Source organism: Lacticaseibacillus boliensis (genome assembly GCF_054784775.1).
This window is the reverse complement of sequence record NZ_BAAIHN010000047.1, coordinates 1-15,156: the sequence shown is the minus strand read 5'-3', so window position 1 is coordinate 15,156 and position 15,156 is coordinate 1. Positions and strand designations below refer to the sequence as shown.

General features: G+C 55.2%; 19 protein-coding genes and 1 riboswitch. Of the genes, 5 read left to right on the top strand and 14 right to left on the bottom strand.

From position 1 onward, the window contains the following. Nucleotides 1-163: 163 nt before the first annotated feature. From ACYVRB_RS13190 to ACYVRB_RS13155, 8 genes are all read right to left on the bottom strand, one after another. On the bottom strand, nt 164-295 hold the full coding sequence (locus tag ACYVRB_RS13190) for a hypothetical protein (RefSeq protein ID WP_461215904.1): 132 nt from the start codon (nt 293-295) through the stop codon (nt 164-166). 4 nt (nt 296-299) lie between these two features. Then, complete coding sequence (locus tag ACYVRB_RS13185) at nt 300-1,058, bottom strand: hypothetical protein (protein ID WP_461215903.1); 759 nt, start codon at nt 1,056-1,058, stop codon at nt 300-302. Continuing rightward, nucleotides 1,051-1,764, bottom strand: coding sequence for an ATP-binding cassette domain-containing protein (locus tag ACYVRB_RS13180; RefSeq protein ID WP_461215902.1), 714 nt, complete (start codon nt 1,762-1,764; stop codon nt 1,051-1,053). Before ACYVRB_RS13180 ends, ACYVRB_RS13185 begins: the two co-directional genes overlap by 8 nt. After that, nucleotides 1,757-2,134, bottom strand: a complete 378-nt coding sequence (locus ACYVRB_RS13175; RefSeq protein ID WP_461215901.1) for a GntR family transcriptional regulator — start codon at nt 2,132-2,134, stop codon at nt 1,757-1,759. Before ACYVRB_RS13175 ends, ACYVRB_RS13180 begins: the two co-directional genes overlap by 8 nt. Nucleotides 2,135-2,248: 114 nt before the next feature. Next, a complete protein-coding gene (locus tag ACYVRB_RS13170) occupies nt 2,249-2,455 on the bottom strand; it encodes a hypothetical protein (RefSeq protein WP_461215900.1) in 207 nt (68 codons plus the stop codon). A 442-nt stretch (nt 2,456-2,897) separates the two neighbouring features. Then, on the bottom strand, nt 2,898-3,539 hold the full coding sequence (locus ACYVRB_RS13165) for a TetR/AcrR family transcriptional regulator (RefSeq protein WP_461215899.1): 642 nt from the start codon (nt 3,537-3,539) through the stop codon (nt 2,898-2,900). Between the two features lie 55 nt (nt 3,540-3,594). Beyond that, entirely contained in the window at nt 3,595-4,752 is a 1,158-nt protein-coding gene (locus ACYVRB_RS13160; RefSeq protein WP_461215898.1) for an ABC transporter permease, read from the bottom strand. Continuing rightward, entirely contained in the window at nt 4,753-5,475 is a 723-nt protein-coding gene (locus ACYVRB_RS13155; protein WP_461215897.1) for an ABC transporter ATP-binding protein, read from the bottom strand. Nucleotides 5,476-5,672: 197 nt separating this feature from the next. Here ACYVRB_RS13155 and ACYVRB_RS13150 point away from each other — a divergent pair, with 197 nt between their 5' ends. Genes ACYVRB_RS13150 through ACYVRB_RS13135 form a run of 4 tightly spaced genes read left to right on the top strand, consistent with a single transcriptional unit; the run spans nt 5,673 to nt 8,929 of the window. Further along, nucleotides 5,673-6,413 (top strand): 1-acyl-sn-glycerol-3-phosphate acyltransferase, encoded by a 741-nt coding sequence (locus ACYVRB_RS13150; RefSeq protein ID WP_461215896.1) that lies wholly within the window; start codon nt 5,673-5,675, stop codon nt 6,411-6,413. Next, the gene (locus tag ACYVRB_RS13145; protein ID WP_461215895.1) at nt 6,406-7,224 is read left to right on the top strand and encodes a glycosyltransferase; all 819 of its coding nucleotides are present in this window, start codon (nt 6,406-6,408) and stop codon (nt 7,222-7,224) included. Before ACYVRB_RS13150 ends, ACYVRB_RS13145 begins: the two co-directional genes overlap by 8 nt. 5 nt (nt 7,225-7,229) lie before the next feature. Continuing rightward, complete coding sequence (locus ACYVRB_RS13140; protein ID WP_461215894.1) at nt 7,230-8,159, top strand: glycosyltransferase family 8 protein; 930 nt, start codon at nt 7,230-7,232, stop codon at nt 8,157-8,159. Further along, nucleotides 8,156-8,929 carry a lysophospholipid acyltransferase family protein gene (locus ACYVRB_RS13135; protein ID WP_461215893.1) on the top strand — a complete coding sequence of 258 codons (774 nt, stop codon included), beginning with the start codon at nt 8,156-8,158 and terminating at the stop codon, nt 8,927-8,929. Before ACYVRB_RS13140 ends, ACYVRB_RS13135 begins: the two co-directional genes overlap by 4 nt. Before the next feature lie 184 nt (nt 8,930-9,113). Here the strand turns inward: ACYVRB_RS13135 and ACYVRB_RS13130 are convergent, their stop codons facing one another. Then, nucleotides 9,114-9,236: a hypothetical protein gene (locus tag ACYVRB_RS13130; protein WP_461215892.1), complete on the bottom strand. Its 123-nt coding sequence runs from the start codon at nt 9,234-9,236 to the stop codon at nt 9,114-9,116. Nucleotides 9,237-9,405: 169 nt separating this feature from the next. Here ACYVRB_RS13130 and ACYVRB_RS13125 point away from each other — a divergent pair, with 169 nt between their 5' ends. Next, nucleotides 9,406-10,032, top strand: coding sequence for a TetR/AcrR family transcriptional regulator (locus ACYVRB_RS13125; protein ID WP_461215891.1), 627 nt, complete (start codon nt 9,406-9,408; stop codon nt 10,030-10,032). Between the two features lie 77 nt (nt 10,033-10,109). Here the strand turns inward: ACYVRB_RS13125 and ribH are convergent, their stop codons facing one another. From ribH to ACYVRB_RS13100, 5 genes are all read right to left on the bottom strand, one after another. Further along, the gene (gene ribH / locus ACYVRB_RS13120) at nt 10,110-10,568 is read right to left on the bottom strand and encodes a 6,7-dimethyl-8-ribityllumazine synthase (protein ID WP_461215890.1); all 459 of its coding nucleotides are present in this window, start codon (nt 10,566-10,568) and stop codon (nt 10,110-10,112) included. Nucleotide 10,569: 1 nt separating this feature from the next. Beyond that, the gene (gene ribA, locus ACYVRB_RS13115) at nt 10,570-11,784 is read right to left on the bottom strand and encodes a GTP cyclohydrolase II (protein WP_461215889.1); all 1,215 of its coding nucleotides are present in this window, start codon (nt 11,782-11,784) and stop codon (nt 10,570-10,572) included. Further along, nucleotides 11,774-12,376 carry a riboflavin synthase gene (locus ACYVRB_RS13110; RefSeq protein ID WP_461215888.1) on the bottom strand — a complete coding sequence of 201 codons (603 nt, stop codon included), beginning with the start codon at nt 12,374-12,376 and terminating at the stop codon, nt 11,774-11,776. Before ACYVRB_RS13110 ends, ribA begins: the two co-directional genes overlap by 11 nt. Continuing rightward, entirely contained in the window at nt 12,376-13,428 is a 1,053-nt protein-coding gene (ribD, locus tag ACYVRB_RS13105; protein WP_461215887.1) for a bifunctional diaminohydroxyphosphoribosylaminopyrimidine deaminase/5-amino-6-(5-phosphoribosylamino)uracil reductase RibD, read from the bottom strand. The genes ACYVRB_RS13110 and ribD overlap by 1 nt, the downstream gene beginning before the upstream one ends. Before the next feature lie 117 nt (nt 13,429-13,545). Further along, nucleotides 13,546-13,678: riboswitch (FMN riboswitch) on the bottom strand. A gap of 358 nt (nt 13,679-14,036) precedes the next feature. Next, nucleotides 14,037-14,906: an aminoglycoside 6-adenylyltransferase gene (locus ACYVRB_RS13100; protein ID WP_461215886.1), complete on the bottom strand. Its 870-nt coding sequence runs from the start codon at nt 14,904-14,906 to the stop codon at nt 14,037-14,039. Nucleotides 14,907-15,156 lie beyond the last annotated feature (250 nt).

Genomic DNA, 15,156 nt, shown 5'->3' with positions numbered 1-15,156 from the left:
ATGGGTGTACGGACTCATAGTCGAGTTCTCCTTGTAGTTGGTCTTGTGGTGATTCCATTTTACAAGGACTCAGGCTATGAGTCTTTTCTATTTGACTAATTTGTTGCACTTGAATTGTAAATCCGTCACCCAAAAAAGCCCGCAACGAAGGCGAGCTTTCATGTTACTGATGTAATTGCTGCAAGACCTGCGACCGACGATTGGCGACCCAGTCGAGCAGTTGGTGCAAGACGTGCGCGCAAGCGGTCAAGGTCAAAAACCAAGCAACATCGAGAATGGCGTTAAACTTACGCATACGCTCACGCTTTCGGTTCAACGAAACGCTTGAGCAAAAAGATGTTGAGCGCCGCCAGCAATGCTGTTATGAATCCGAAAATCAGGATCGCCGCGTAACCCACACTATCGCTGATGTTGCTGCTGAGGATACTGCCGCCAAACGGCAACAAGATCAGTTTCTGCAAGCCATGAAGCACCCACAACACGGCAACGATCGTCACGATATACAAGATCCCAGTCAGCAAGCCACCGCGCGATTCCGGCAGAAACGCCCGGATCGTGTGGACGAGCAGGTTGTCCGTGCTGAGCAGCGCCCAGAAAAACAGGGTCATGACCAGAAACAATATCGCTACGCTTGCGACATCCCAGAACGACGCGTGAAAATGGAGCCACTTGAGCTGCCCAGACATCGCGATAAACAAAATGGTTACCGCAAGCCCGACGACCCAAAATGCGACGAAGGCGAGTGCGGTTGCGCCCTTGTTGGCCAGATAAAGCTTGGCATCACTCATCGGCAACAATCGGTACTGGGCGCGTGTCCAGACTTTTTCGTTGGCGACCGCCAGCTGGCAGAATAAGACCACCCCGGCGAGCATCAGCAAGACGAACCCCCAGCTAATGACAAGCATCGACCAAGCTTCATGGGAACCGGCGTGCCTGTTGGCGAAGATATTGATCAGCGTGGCAGCAACAGTGGCAATCAACCAGAGCCCGAGCGCTTGGACCGCTGTCAACAAGCGCCGGCGGCCAAGCGTTGTCAACAATGCAGTGAACTTAGTCATCTTGTTCACTCCCTTCATAGAAGTGCTCGTAGTAATCTTCGATCGTCTCGTGTTTTTGTTCACGGATCGCGTCAGTCAAGGCGACGTCCACGACACGCTGGTCTTTCAAAACCACCACCGTATCCAACAAGTTGGCCACGTCGGTTACATGATGATCAGAAATCAAGATGGTGGCGCCGTCTGGTTTCCAGGTGATGATACTCGTGATGATCTTCTTGCGCGTCATGCTGTCGATGCCGTCGAAAGGCTCGTCTAACAGGTACAGATCCACATTTCGCGCCAGGGTCAAGGCAACTTCGACCTTCATGCGGATCCCTTTGGACAACGCCATCAGTCGCTTGTCTTGCGGCAGATCAAGCGTCGCGGCCAAGGCATCAAAACGTTTGCGGTCAAAATCTGGGTATAATGCTTCCCAAAAATTTGCCAGCTGGGCGACGCGCTGGCGCTTGTCTGCTGCAACCAAGGCGTTGGTGAAGCTGACGTGCGCCTTGCGTTCGGTGTTAGTTGTGTTGTCGGCCATGCTGATAGCGCCGCGATAGTTGCCTGCCAACCCTGCAATCAGCCGCATCAAGGTCGTTTTACCGGCGCCGTTTGCGCCCAACAACCCGACAATGCGGTCGCGACTCAACGTCAAGTCGATGCCGTTCAATAAGGTATGCAGGTTGCGGCGGTAGACTAATCCTTGGATCGTTAATAGTTCAGCCATTAGACTCATCCTCTCGCTTGGCAATATAGTCACTCAAAGCCGTCGTCATCTGTTTGGGACTCAGCCCCAGCGCTGCCAGGTCATCATATACGCGGCTGAGTTCGCGCTCGATTGCTTCCCCGCGAATATCGCTGAGGATCGCCGAATCTTCAGTGATAAAATTTCCCAACCCGCGCTTAGAAACCAGCACCCCTGCTTGGATGAGCTCGCCCAGCGCCCGCTGAACGGTGTTGACATTGACCGTCAGATCAAGCGCCAACTGCCGCACCGCCGGCAACTTGTCACCTGGAATGAGCTTGCCGGCGATGATCTGCCTGCGGATATACAGTTCGATCTGGTAATAAATCGGGATCTTATCGTCAAATTCCATGCCGCGCCTCCCTTACTAGTGTTATAGCTTACTAGTACACTATAATGCCGTCATCGAGAAAGCACAAGCAATTTTTCGCAAAAAAATAGCCTAGCGCTCGCTAGGCAAAGTCCTTTAACAAATCCCTGCACACACTGCAATCCCCATCACCAATAAGATGGCTGCAAAAAACAGACTATAACCAATTCCTAACCCAATTAAAGCCGATGTGTTGGCATTACCAGCGACACGCACTTGTTTGAAGTTGCGATACGTTGCGAGCAACTGCCAAGCGGCTAAACCCAAAAGGACGATGCCGAACAACTTGATCATTTTGCTCATCTCCTTTACATCCTTATTGTACGCGCTTACATTACCGAATACAATGCAAAAACGGCCATCGTTTAGATGACCGTTTTTACGTTATATTCCACTATCGCTGTCCGGCAGCGTAAGTCCTCTTTGGGATGTCTTTTGGATGGTGGTGACCAACGAGTTGACCCGTTTGTCCATGACACCAAACTATCCTGATACACAGAATCTAGGGTGTGGGTGAAAGTGACGGAAGCAGGTCAATCTGACGTGGTGAGATTGCTGTTAGCGACTTGTCGCTTACAGCAAGGCGCAGGTGAAGATCCACTTGGCCGGAACGGCCAAGTTAGCTTCGCCGAGCACCCTCTCCACGACAGATTGAAACCTGCTGGAGTCGCTTTTGCCCACACCCGACCGCGATTGGTCTACAATTAACTGCACACTTACGTTGCCGGACAGCGACAATCAAGGTTTATGCAGATAAACCGCGCATTAAGAACTCAACGGACTCTGCGGTGATGGCGTCAAGATCTGGCGCCGGAGTGTCTAGCAGGATCGTTGGCAAGACGTAGCTCAAGAGCGTCCCAAAAATGTAGCGGAGGATGCGCATTGCTGGCCAATCGACCAGCTGACCGGAACGCTTCAGCGGGGCCAAGAGTTGCGAATAGTGATCGCCGATCAGCGTATCGACTTTTGCTTGCAGCGTTTGTAAGATTTCGGGATCGCGCAAGATCAGCTGCGCGAACACTTTGACTTCGCGGCGGCTGTCCATGACAAATTGCAGGCGATCATGGATCATGAACGTCAGCGCCGCCTTCAGGTCGGGCATTTCTTGAGCGTCGATGGCCTGCACGAACTCACCCATGACTTGTGGCAAAACGCCTTCGATAAACGGCGTCATGATTGCCGCCAGCAGACCTTCTTTGGTTTTGAAAACCTTATAAACCGTGCCTTCAGCGACCCCTGCCAGTGCCGCAATGTCATGCGTGCTGGTGGCTTCGTACCCTTTTTGCGCAAACAGTGTCAGGCTGGCTTTTAACACGGCCTTTTGCTTGTCTGTGAGCGCTTCGGTATCCACCGAGCTTTGGAACAGCGTCGCAACATTTTGGTTCATCTCAACAGACCTCCCGATTTGTTCATCTTACCTAGACTCGCAGACAACTGCAAGCTCAGACCTTGCGATAGCGCCGCATGCCGCGGACATTGGTAATCGTCAGAATGGCTAAGAATAACAATAAAATGCCGATATCCAGCCCCAACCCGGTCAGCTTGGTGCCGTACATGATGATTCGCGTCATCGCATCGCCGGCATAAGTCAGCGGCAGGATATAAGAGATGTCTTTGACCCAGCTGGCGAGGCTGTCCAGCGGCACGATGCCGGAGAAGAAGACCTGCGGGATCACGATGATGGGAATGAATTGCATCATCTGAAATTCCGACTGGGCAAAAGTCGACATCAAGATCCCGAAGGCCAAGGCGACCAAGGCCAACAAGAAGCTGATCACCATCACAGATAGGAGCGACCCCACAATCTGCACGCCCATGAAATACACCGTGCACATGACGATGATGACGGTTTGGATGACGGCTAAAATCCCGTAACTCATCATGTAACCCAGCACGATCTCACCACGCCGCACCGGCGTTGCCAGTAAGCGGTCTAGGGTGCCGGTGGTGCGTTCTTTTAACAGCGCCATCCCTGAGATCAAGAAGACGAAGAAGAAAACGAAAAAGCCCATCAGGATCGGCAGGATCTTATCGAAAAAGCCGGTGTTTTTATCGCCGTATTGATAGTGATTGGAGATCTTCGTGGTTGCCGGCTTCGTCTTGCTTGGCAGTTTGGTTGCAATTTGTGCGGCGGCTTGCGGCGATACCTTGGCAACCGTCGCGGACAGCGTTGCCACTGCGCCAGATAGCTTGGTGACAGTTTGTTTCAGCGTCTTCACGCCGTTGGCCGTCAGTGCCGCTTGAAAACCGGCTTTGACCAGCGCCGTCTTGGTGGCGTCTGTATTGGCATAGGTCACCGCGTAATGGTTACCGCTAGTTTGTTGGATAATGGCGTCGACTTTTTGATTTTTCAACGCCTGTTTTGCCTTGGTCTTCGTCGCGGTTTTCTTCACGGCGACGTGTTTGACATCGTTGAGGGTCGTGCGGATATTATCTGGTACCGAGACGGTCGCCACGGTCACCGAAGTCGTGGCGTTGGCTGAGAAGATCAGCTTCATCAAAAACATGATCAACACCGGCGCCACAAACATCATCGCCAGCGTCCGCTTGTCCCGCAGGAGTTCGCTGATGACACGACGCATAATATAGAATGCGCGCATTTAGGCCACCCCTTCCGCTTTGAGGAACACCGCTTCGATCGTTGCCACGCCGTAGTCTTTTTCCAGCTGTTTAGGCGAATCGAAGGCCATCACCTTGCCATCGAGCAACAACGCCACCTTGTCGACGAGCTCGGCTTCGTCCATCACGTGGGTCGTGATCAAGATCCCCCGCGCGGCGTCGCGGATTTTGTCTAGCTCCGCCCAGATCTTGCGCCGCAACGCCGGATCGATCCCGACGGTCGGTTCATCGAGCACCAACAGCTCCGGGTCACCCAGTAGCGCGATAGCCAGCGATAAACGCCGCTTCATCCCGCCGGAATATCCAGACACGCGCTTATTCAAATCAGGCGTCAGGTCAACGACCGCCGCGACATGGGTGATGGCGTCTGCCAGCACGGCTTTGGCGACACCTTTCATCCGCCCGTAAAACAGCAGGTTTTCTTTACCAGACAACGCCTCATACAGCGCGTCATCTTGGGCCATGTACCCGATTTTCCCGAGCAGTTCACGGTTAGGCATCTGCGTCTGGATCACGCTGGCGGACCCGCCGTCTGCGACTTCCATGCCCAGCGCGGTTTTGATCACCGTCGACTTGCCCGCACCAGACGGGCCGATCAGCCCCACGATTTCACCGGGATAAACGGTCAGGTTGACGTCTTCAAGCACCGTCTGCTTGCCAAAACGTTTCACCAAATGTTGCAGCGCCAATAATGGTTCACTCATGTTATCACCTCATCATTTTAGTGAGCTGCCGCTCACTTGCACCGCAAGTATACCCTTAGGTAGAAGTGAGTGTCAACTCACTCCGAGAAAAAATGAGCATCGACTCATTTTCTGTAACGCTTGACACCAAATGCCATTCAGTTATACTTACGGTGTAAAAATGATTGAGTACTTACTCAAAGATTTAAGGAGGCGCGATGATGAAACGGGCGTATTCCTATGTCGATACCGACAGCGATGTCGTGGTCAATGCCAGCCAGCCACAAACTTTGCCTGCTGATTATGACTGGCAAAACCGCCGCTTTGCTGGCATCATCAATCCGCTAGCCACCGGGTTTGCCTGGGGGTATCGCGTGGCAAGACGGGTGAACGTCATCGGCGCAGAAAAGCTAGTCCCCGGTGCGTTCGTGTATGCCAACCACACCCAGCCAATCGGCGATGTCTTCTTGCCGCGAACATGGTCCTTGCCTGTTGCCATCATCGCCGGCGCCGCCAACCTCGGGGTCCCGCTCGTCGGGCGCCACCTCGCCGCCGGCCGGGCACTACTGTTGCCAAGCACTCGGCGCCAATATCCGGCGTTTTTGCGCGCACTAAAACAACGCCACGACGAAGGCGACGTGATCGTTGTTTATCCCGAGGCCCATGTCTGGCCGTATTATACCGGCATCAGGCCGTTCGGCGCTGCGGCCTTGCACTATCCCGTCGCGCTTGACGCCCCAGTGTTCACCGCCACGACGGTTTATCTGCCGCGCCGCCACAGCCGCAAGCCCAAGCTGGTGCAGTATCTCGACGGCCCGCTACAAGTTGCCGCGACCAACCGCAAGCAGCGCCAACACGCGTTGTGGCAAGCCGTGGAAACACAACTACGCCGACGAGCGTCACAGTCGACTTATACCGGCGTCACCTACCACCAAGTGAAGGAGGCCTACCATGATTAATGTGTTGTTTTGCGGGGATGCCCGCATGCAAGACGGGTTGTTGTTAGCAACGCTGGCTTTGCTCAAGCACTCCACCGAACCCCTCCACCTCTACATTCTCACCGCCAAGATCCCAGGCTATGAACCCTTGCCTCAAGGCGCGGCCGATTTTCTGCAAACGCTCGTGCAAAGTCGCGACCCGCGCCATCAGGTGACGCGTCTGGACATCACCAACCTGTTTGAAGCAGAGCCGCCAAGCGCCAATATGGACACGATATTCACGCCTTATTGCATGTTGCGGCTGTATGCAGACCTCCTGCCAGAGTTGCCGGAACGTCTGCTGTATCTGGATACTGACATCTTGTGCCGGCGGCGATTTGGCGATTGGTACCACCAAGACTTAGCAGGCGTCGAGTTTGTCGGGGTCCTCGACCATTATGGCAAGTGGTTCTTCCATCACGAGCTGAGCACCTTCGATTACGTCAACTCCGGGGTCATGTTGCTCAATCTCGCCGCGATTCGCACCACGGGGCTGTTTGCGGCCTGTCGCAAGCGCTGTGCGACCGTCAAGATGTTCATGCCGGATCAATCTGCGCTCAACAAGCTGGCGACGGTCAAAATGCTGTCGCCGCGGCGCTTCAACGAACAACAAAAGCTCCACAACAGCACCGTTTTTCAACACTTCACCACCAGCTTCCGCCTGTTTCCCTGGGTACACACGCTGACGGTCAAGCCTTGGCAGATCGATGCCATGCACACGCAACTGCACTTGCACGCTTACGACGACTTGCTGGGCGATTACCGCCACTTGGCGCCCATGATGAAAGGATGATCATAATGATTCCAATTTTCTATTGTATCGACGACCAGTACGCACCGGTGTTTGCCGCGGCCTTGCAATCGCTGCAAGCCCATGCCCAAGACCCGCGCGGCTACCATGTTCGCGTCTTGTACACCACGCTCAGCGCCAGCAACCAAGCCGCTTTGCGTGCCCAGATCACCGATCCCAAGATCAAGCTGGAGTGCATCCGCGTCGATGAACAGTTACTCGCCCAGATCACCGACACCGGCAACAAACTGCGCTGCGACTACTTCACCTTCACGATCTACCTGCGTTTATTCATTGCAGAGTTGTTCCCAAAACTGACCAAGGCGGTTTATCTCGATGCGGACACGATCTGTCTGGACGACGTTTCCCACTTGTTCGACCAGCCGACTCGCAATAACTTGGTCGCCGCCGCAAGCGACCCCTTCATCGCCGACGACCCGATCACAGCCAACTACGCCCAAAAGGCGATCGGCGTGCCGGCCAGCGCTTATGTTAACTCCGGGGTGTTGGTGATGAATCTGCAGGCCATGCGTGAAGCCGAATTCACGGCGCATTTTCTCCAGCTTTTGCATACTTATCACTTCAAGAGCCTGGCCCCAGACCAAGACTATCTCAACGCCATCGCTCAAAACCGTATCCAGCCACTAGATGGTAGCTTCAACCGACAAGGTACGGACAGCGGCCCGGCCCGGCTGGTACACTATAATTTGTTCGCGAAGCCGTGGCACTACCAAGACGTCCCTTACGCCCAAGAATTCTGGCGTTACGCTGAGCAAACAACTTACGCGTCAACGCTCCACCAGACACTTGCCAACTACGACCAACAAGCCCAAGACACGGCGCACATGCAGACGCTGGTGGACGCAGCCGCAACCATCCCCGAGTCTGAAAACACCTTCGCCAAACTGCGCGACGCCGGCATCGCGGTGGCCTTATGACTTCTGTCAATGACAACATCCACCAGGCAATCGCCCAGCAGGCTTGGCATCGCAAGGTGATGTTGCACGATCCGGTGTTGACGCCGGCACAAAGCCAGACACTGCTCGCCCAGTGGCAACACGCCCACTGGTGGCGGCCGCTGAACACGGGGGCTGCGCGGATCGTCATGCATCTGGCGTGCACGATCATGATGGCACCGGTGCGGGTGGTCGGCCGCGAACACTTGCCTGACGATTGCCGAGCGATCGTCGTCAGCAATCATTTTGCCCCACTGGAAAACTTGGCGGTGCGCAAGGCCCTCGGCAACCGCCGGCTGTTTATCGTCAGCGAACTGACCAACTTGGCCATGTCTGGCGTGCTGGGTTGGCTAATGCGCAACGCAGATACCGTCCCGATCGCGCAAGATCTCCACTATCTCGGGCGGCAGTTTCCCCAACTGCTCGCCAAGCGCCTGCAGTCAGCGCCGGTTTTGATCTATCCAGAGCAAGCCATGTGGCCTCACTACCGCAAACCGCGCCCGGGCCAGATCGGGGCGTATCATTACGCGGCGATGTTGAAGGTGCCGGTGATTTCCTTGTTCGTGGAACAAACCGCCACCGGCAAGCTCATCGTCCATGTGCTCAACACGTTGACACCAGACCCTGCCTTGCCGCTACGTCAGGCGGCCAAGGCCTTGCGCGACGCGGACGATGCCCAGCGCCAAGCCGCGTACACCGACATCTACCACCGCCCTTACACGCTGGCCGATGACCCGCGGGATTTTGCCTAGACAACAAAGAGTCCGAGACATAATTCAAAATCACAAAATAAGCACGACTATTACAGAGATGTACGAGCAATAAAGCAACGCATCTACGTATAATGCCCCTGCCAAGCAAATCCTAAGTTTCGGGATTTACTCGTCAGGGGCATTATACACGATGCTAAAACCGCTTTATGGCTCAGCCACTACTTTAATGTTCAGTTTTAATCGGGATCAGTGCGCGGCGACGATTATGGCCGGCGGCGACAACAGTAGAAGCGGCGATCAAGCCGAGTGTCACCATGACGACGGCAATGTGAGCAGCAATATTCATATAGTCTTTCTTCCTTTCAGCGCAAGCACTCTGTTGGTTGACGTTGGTTATAGTATGCCCAAGAATCAAGGAGATTTTGTGACCAAAAGGCAAAGCTTTGGTTAAGCAGTTGACCAAAGACGTCGAAATGGTATGGTTTGGGTAAATCAGAAAGCAAGCAGGTGACATGATGGCAGAAACAGATCTCGCATTGTATGATGACAGACACTTACTCAACAAGCTGACCGCACGCCAACGACGGATCTTGGCGGCAGCGATCGACGTTTTTGCAGAAATGGGTTACGCCAACGCCAGCACCAAGCTGATCGCCCAGCGTGCAGACGTGGCAGAAGGCAACATCTTTGCCAAGTTCAAAAACAAGGCCGGGTTGCTCGATGCCATCTTGCAACCCGTGATGACCGCGGTGATCCCGGCGGTCTTCACCGCCTTTGTCGAAGGCAACTTCACGCGTGAATACGCGACGCTTGAGGCCTTCATCAAGCCCTTGGTCGCCGACCGGATCGTCTTTTTGAAGGCCAATCCCAAGGTCTTGAAGATCTTGGTCAGCGAGGTCGCTTACAGCCAGGCCCGCCGCGATCAGCTGATCGCCGCGATCCCGGCGGCACAGCGCGCGACCATTCACGCAGAACTCAGTAACCTGCGCGAGCGCGGTCTGTTGATTGACCGCCCGGACTTCGATATCTTGGGCATCTTGGGGTCGCTACTCGGCGGAGCCGCGGTCTTGTACCTCTTTTTCGGCCGTGACCCCGACGCCGAGCAACTTGCAAAAACGCTGGATAAGTCGTTGCAACCGTAAGTACATTATTCACCACAAAAGTACCGCCAGACGCTGATCTGGCGGTACTTTTGCATAGCGGCCCCGATAACTTATCTTCAGGCTTGGGGCAAGTGCACCATTTCCAACACAGCGGTGGCGCAATCGGCGCCTTTGTTGCCACCTTTGCCGCCAGCGCGGTTGATGGCTTGTTCCAAGGTGTCGGTCGTCAACACGCCAAACATCACCGGCACCGGGCCGTCCAGGCTGACGCTTGCTAATCCGCGGGCGGTTTCACTGCAAACATAATCGTAATGCGACGTTTCACCGCGGATCACGGCGCCCAAGGCGATGATGCCGTCGACGGTATTGGTCGCCCCCATCTGTTTGGCCGCCCGTGGCAATTCGAAGGCGCCCGGCACCCACCAAGTGGTGATGTCTCCCGTTGCCACCCCGTTGCGTTGCAAGGCGGCCTTCGCCCCTGCCAACAGCCGTTGGGTGATCAAATCATTGAATTGCGCCACGACGATCCCGATCCGTAACCCGCGACCGTTCGTGTCGCCTAAATAATCCGTCATGTTAATCGACCTCCTTGAGTAAGTGATGGAGCTTATGCTTTTTGGTGACTAAATATTGCTGGTCTTCCGGCTGGACCGGCACCTCCAGCGGTTGCCGAGTCCGTACTGTGATCCCCAACGCTTCTAGCTGGGCGATCTTGTCTGGGTTGTTTGTCAACAGATCCACGGTATCGATCTGCTTTTGCCCCAAGATCGCCGCGACCAAGCCGTATTGGCGCTGATCTGGGGCAAAGCCCAGGTGGACGTTGGCTTCGACGGTGTCGAAGCCTTGTTCCTGTAAGTGGTAGGCCCGCAACTTGTTCGCCAGGCCGATCCCACGCCCTTCTTGCCGCAGATACAACACCGCGCCTTGGCCGGCAGTCGCAATGGTTTGCATCGCCTTGGCCAGCTGAGCGCCGCAGTCGCAGCGCTTGGAGCCAAACACATCCCCGGTCAAACATTCCGAATGGATCCGCAACAACAGCGGCGTCCGCGGTTTGATCTCGCCATAGCTGAGCAACAGCGTCGGTTCGCTTTCGCCAGGTGTGGCAAAAGCTTCCAGCGTGAACAGCCCGTATGCTGTTGGCAAAGCCACCTTGGCGATCGCCTGAACCACCGTCGGATCGCACATGTAGCGATAGCTTTTGATATCTTGGATCGATAACAGTGGCATCTGCACGCCTTCTGCAAACGGCTTGAGTTCCTTGCGTCGCGCCATGGTGCCGTCTTTTTTCAAGATCTCGCAGATATACGCCACCGGCTGTGCCCCGGCCAGCTTAGCCAGGTCCACCGCAGCTTCCGTGTGGCCTGAGCGGCCCAAAGTGCCATCTACGGCGGCAATCAGTGGAAAAACGTGTCCCGGATGGTAAAAGTCGCCGGACTCAGCCTTCGGGTCTGCGAGTTGGCGGATCGTGTCGGCACGATCGACCGCCGAAATCCCAGTCGTGGTCGTTTTAGCATCGGTGCTGACGGTAAAGGCGGTCCCAAAGGCATCCGTGGCGTCTGCCACCATCGGATGCAAGCCCAGACGCTGGGCGACAGCCGGCGCCATGGGCACACACAACAACCCGCGGGCCTTGGATACCATGGTATTGACGCTTTGTTGGGTGGCGTATTGCGCCAGGCCGATCATGTCGCCTTCTGCTTCGCGCTGGTCATCATCGGTCACGATGACCAACCCACCTTGTTTCAAGACAGCTAACGCGTGTTCCACACGCTGTTTCAGATTATTTTTCATCTTCGAACTCCTTTTGAGCCACCAGGTATTTGCCGAGAATGTCCGTTTCCAGATTGACGCGCTGATTCACGGCCAGTTCCCCTAGCACGGTTTCCTGTAACGTGTGCGGGATCAAGCTCACGCCAAACGTGGTTGCCGTCACCGTCGTCACCGTCAAGCTCACGCCGTTGACGGCGATGCTACCTTTGGCCACGATGTACGGTCGCAAAGTGGCGGGAAAGGCAAAGCGCAACACCACCGCGTTTTGCTCTTCTTCGCGGCTGACCAACCGGCCGGTCGCATCCACATGGCCGAGAACAAAATGGCCGTCTAAACGGCCATTCGCCGCCAGCGCCAATTCCAGATCGACGCGCTGGCCGACACCCAGGTCGACCAGGTTCGTGCGGCGGATCGTCTCTGGCATCACGTCGACGGTAAAGCCACTCGGCGTCAACGCCGTGATGGTCAAACAGATGCCGTCGATTGCCACGCTATCGCCGATGCGGCTGTGTTCTGCCGCCGTCAGCGGGGTGGCGATAGACAAGACCGCGGTTTCGCCTTGCACGTTGGTTTCAACAATGTGGCCGATTCCTTGAATGATTCCGGTAAACATTAGACATCCCTCCTGTAGGTGAGCTTAACGTCGCCGCCCAAGCAACGCATGTCGGCCAGCTGCCACCTCATGGTTGCCGAAGCCGGCCCTTGTGCCACCGGTAAGGCATCGCCGCCCAGCGTTAGCGGCGCCACATAGACGATCAGCTGCTCAGCCAACCCGGCCGCCAAAAACTCGGCTTGCAGCCGACTGCCGCCTTCGACTTGTAGCGCCTGGATCCCGTGTTCTGCTGCCAACGCGCACACGGCCTGTGGTGTCCAGTGGTCGGCGGGAAAAACTTGCACATGTGCCGGCCAATCACGCGTCGAAGGCGTTTCACTGAGTAGCCACACTGGTGCACTGGCATCTGTCAGCAACCGCAAGTCTTGCGACAAAGCGTCTGCGTTGCGCACCATGGCGATTCGCACCGGGGGATGCGCAAGTGCCTGCGTCCGCACCGTCATGCTGGGATCATCGATCAACAGCGTATGTTCACCGACCACGATTGCCTGTTGTTTGGCACGTTCAGATTGGCTGTCCAAAAACGCCGCCTCCCCGCTCAAGCGGGTCCGCTCCGGTTGGTTCGCGTTCAACTTGCCGTCGACACTGGCGGCATATTTGAGCGTCACCAAAGGCCGCTGGTGCTGATAAAAAAAGTTATACGCGTGGTTTAACCCGCCGGTCTCACCCATGACGGAAACGGCGATCCCGGCTTTTTGCAAGATGGCGATCCCTTTGCCGGCGACTAGCGGATTAGGATCGCGCTGGCCGATCACCACCTTCGCCACGCCGGCTGCCACCAGCCGGTTGGCGCACGGCGGCGTCTTGCCATAGTGGCTGCAAGGCTCCAACGTCACATACATGGTGGCGCCTGAAGCCAGCTCTGGGTCTGGCAACTGCGCCAAGGTATCGACTTCTGCATGCGCTTGGCCGAAGCGGTGATGGTAGCCTTGTGCCATCACCCGGCCTTCGCGCACCAGCACGGCGCCGACTTGCGGATTGGTCCAAGTCTGATTCGCCCCGCGGCGCGCTTGTTGCCACGCGAGTGCCATGAATTCTGAATCTGAAATCATATTCCACCTCCATAAAAAATGGCCTCGCAAGAATTTGCGAGGCCATGATTGAAAGCTAAATAAGATCTCATCCGAGGAGCACAGCAAAAAAAGTGCCCACAAAATGGAATGAAAACTCGTTTTCTTCTCCCATCCAGACTCTCACTGTCGGTCCCAGACTCTCACTGGGTCCACCGCTGATCGCGGGTCACGGACTTCTGCTTGCACAGTCACCGTCGGTCGGGAATTACACCCTGCCCCGAAGAAATCTATTCAGTTAACGGTTTCAGATTACACTATCTGTTTGATTACTGCAAGTAAATAGGTATGAGCTGGAGAAAATCAGCACTGGTGTAACGTCAGCGCGAATTTTCCGTTCTTACTGTTCCCCAAAGTCACAATATTGCCAGTCTTGCGCATGACACCTTTGGATTAAAACGATGCCATCACCTACTGTAACTTTTCCCTTTCTGCCTTTGAGATCACAATCCAAATTCTACGGAAGTAGCAGCCCAGTACAATACTTATAAGTTGTGAGACCAAAACTGCGAGATAGCAATCACCGCGACGATAGTGACGACTAAAGGTTGCAAGGAAAAAAGGCGGCTTGCAACCACCCATTCTGAGAATCAGTCTTGATGATCGCACTCGGTGTTCAGTGAGGTGGTCAAGTCAAAAAGCCAGCTGGTGACCTGATCGTCGGCGGGGCCGAGCCAGACCGGACGCAACAGCGTCAAATCATCGTTGAACTCGTCCACGAGTCCTTCGACAATGGCCACGCAGTTTTTCAGGCTCGCCAAGGTGAGGGCGCGACTGCTTTGGTCGTAAGTGGCCGCGAGTTGATTTCGCTCGGACGACATCAGCTTGTTCCAGACGTTTTTGAATTTAACGCCTGGATCAAAGTGCCCGTCTTGCTCAAGCGTTTGACGGTAGGCGAAAAGCTTGAGAATCTGCGGCCGCAGGTGCGCGTTGACCTGCTCATTAGCGTACAGCAGGTTGTTCCGCGAAAGGCCCTTGACCACGTTGCCGGCGACCCAGAAGAATTCGTTGAGTACTGATTCGTAGTCCGCCTGCGTCGGGACCGGCAGAAAATGGCTTGCCGCGTCAGTCTTTCTCGGCGTGACACGGCCTTTGCCCTGCCGCCAGATGATTGCGTTCAGATGGTCACCGGCGAGATACGCAGCTTCGTCTGCAGACGGCGCGATCTTCCAATCGATCCGCCGCGTGCCTTGATAGCGGGTCAACCAGGATTGCCATGCGCCAGTGGCCGGGCCGAACAGGTGCATGTCATACAGGTGTTGAACCAGCTTGGGCGTGCCCAGCGCGTTCACCCAGCCCATTGCGTCTACCTGCGCAGGTTTGGCGGCAAATAATGTGACATCCAAGTCGGTCCATTCGTCTGGCGTCTGATTGGGATCGTTGCCAGACCCTTCGGTACCAATGGCCAAGATATTTAAATCTTTTTCCGCTCGCTCAATAATTTTGTCGATGTCAGCCATGTTGCGCCTCCGTTAGTGTTTGTTTCCATTATACTGATTTACTGTCTCGCCAAAAAAGTTCTATACATCCGAGATGCACTCAATTATGTTTTCTTACCCGATCAGCGTCAGTCACTTATCTAAACCTGGATTATTCACCTCGGTATTTGGGACATGAAATCGCATCTGGCCGGTCTGAAAGCAACGTTTGGAGCGTTGCGAATACTGACTGAGCGGAGAAGTTGGTGATCGATGCACCACGAACAGACCG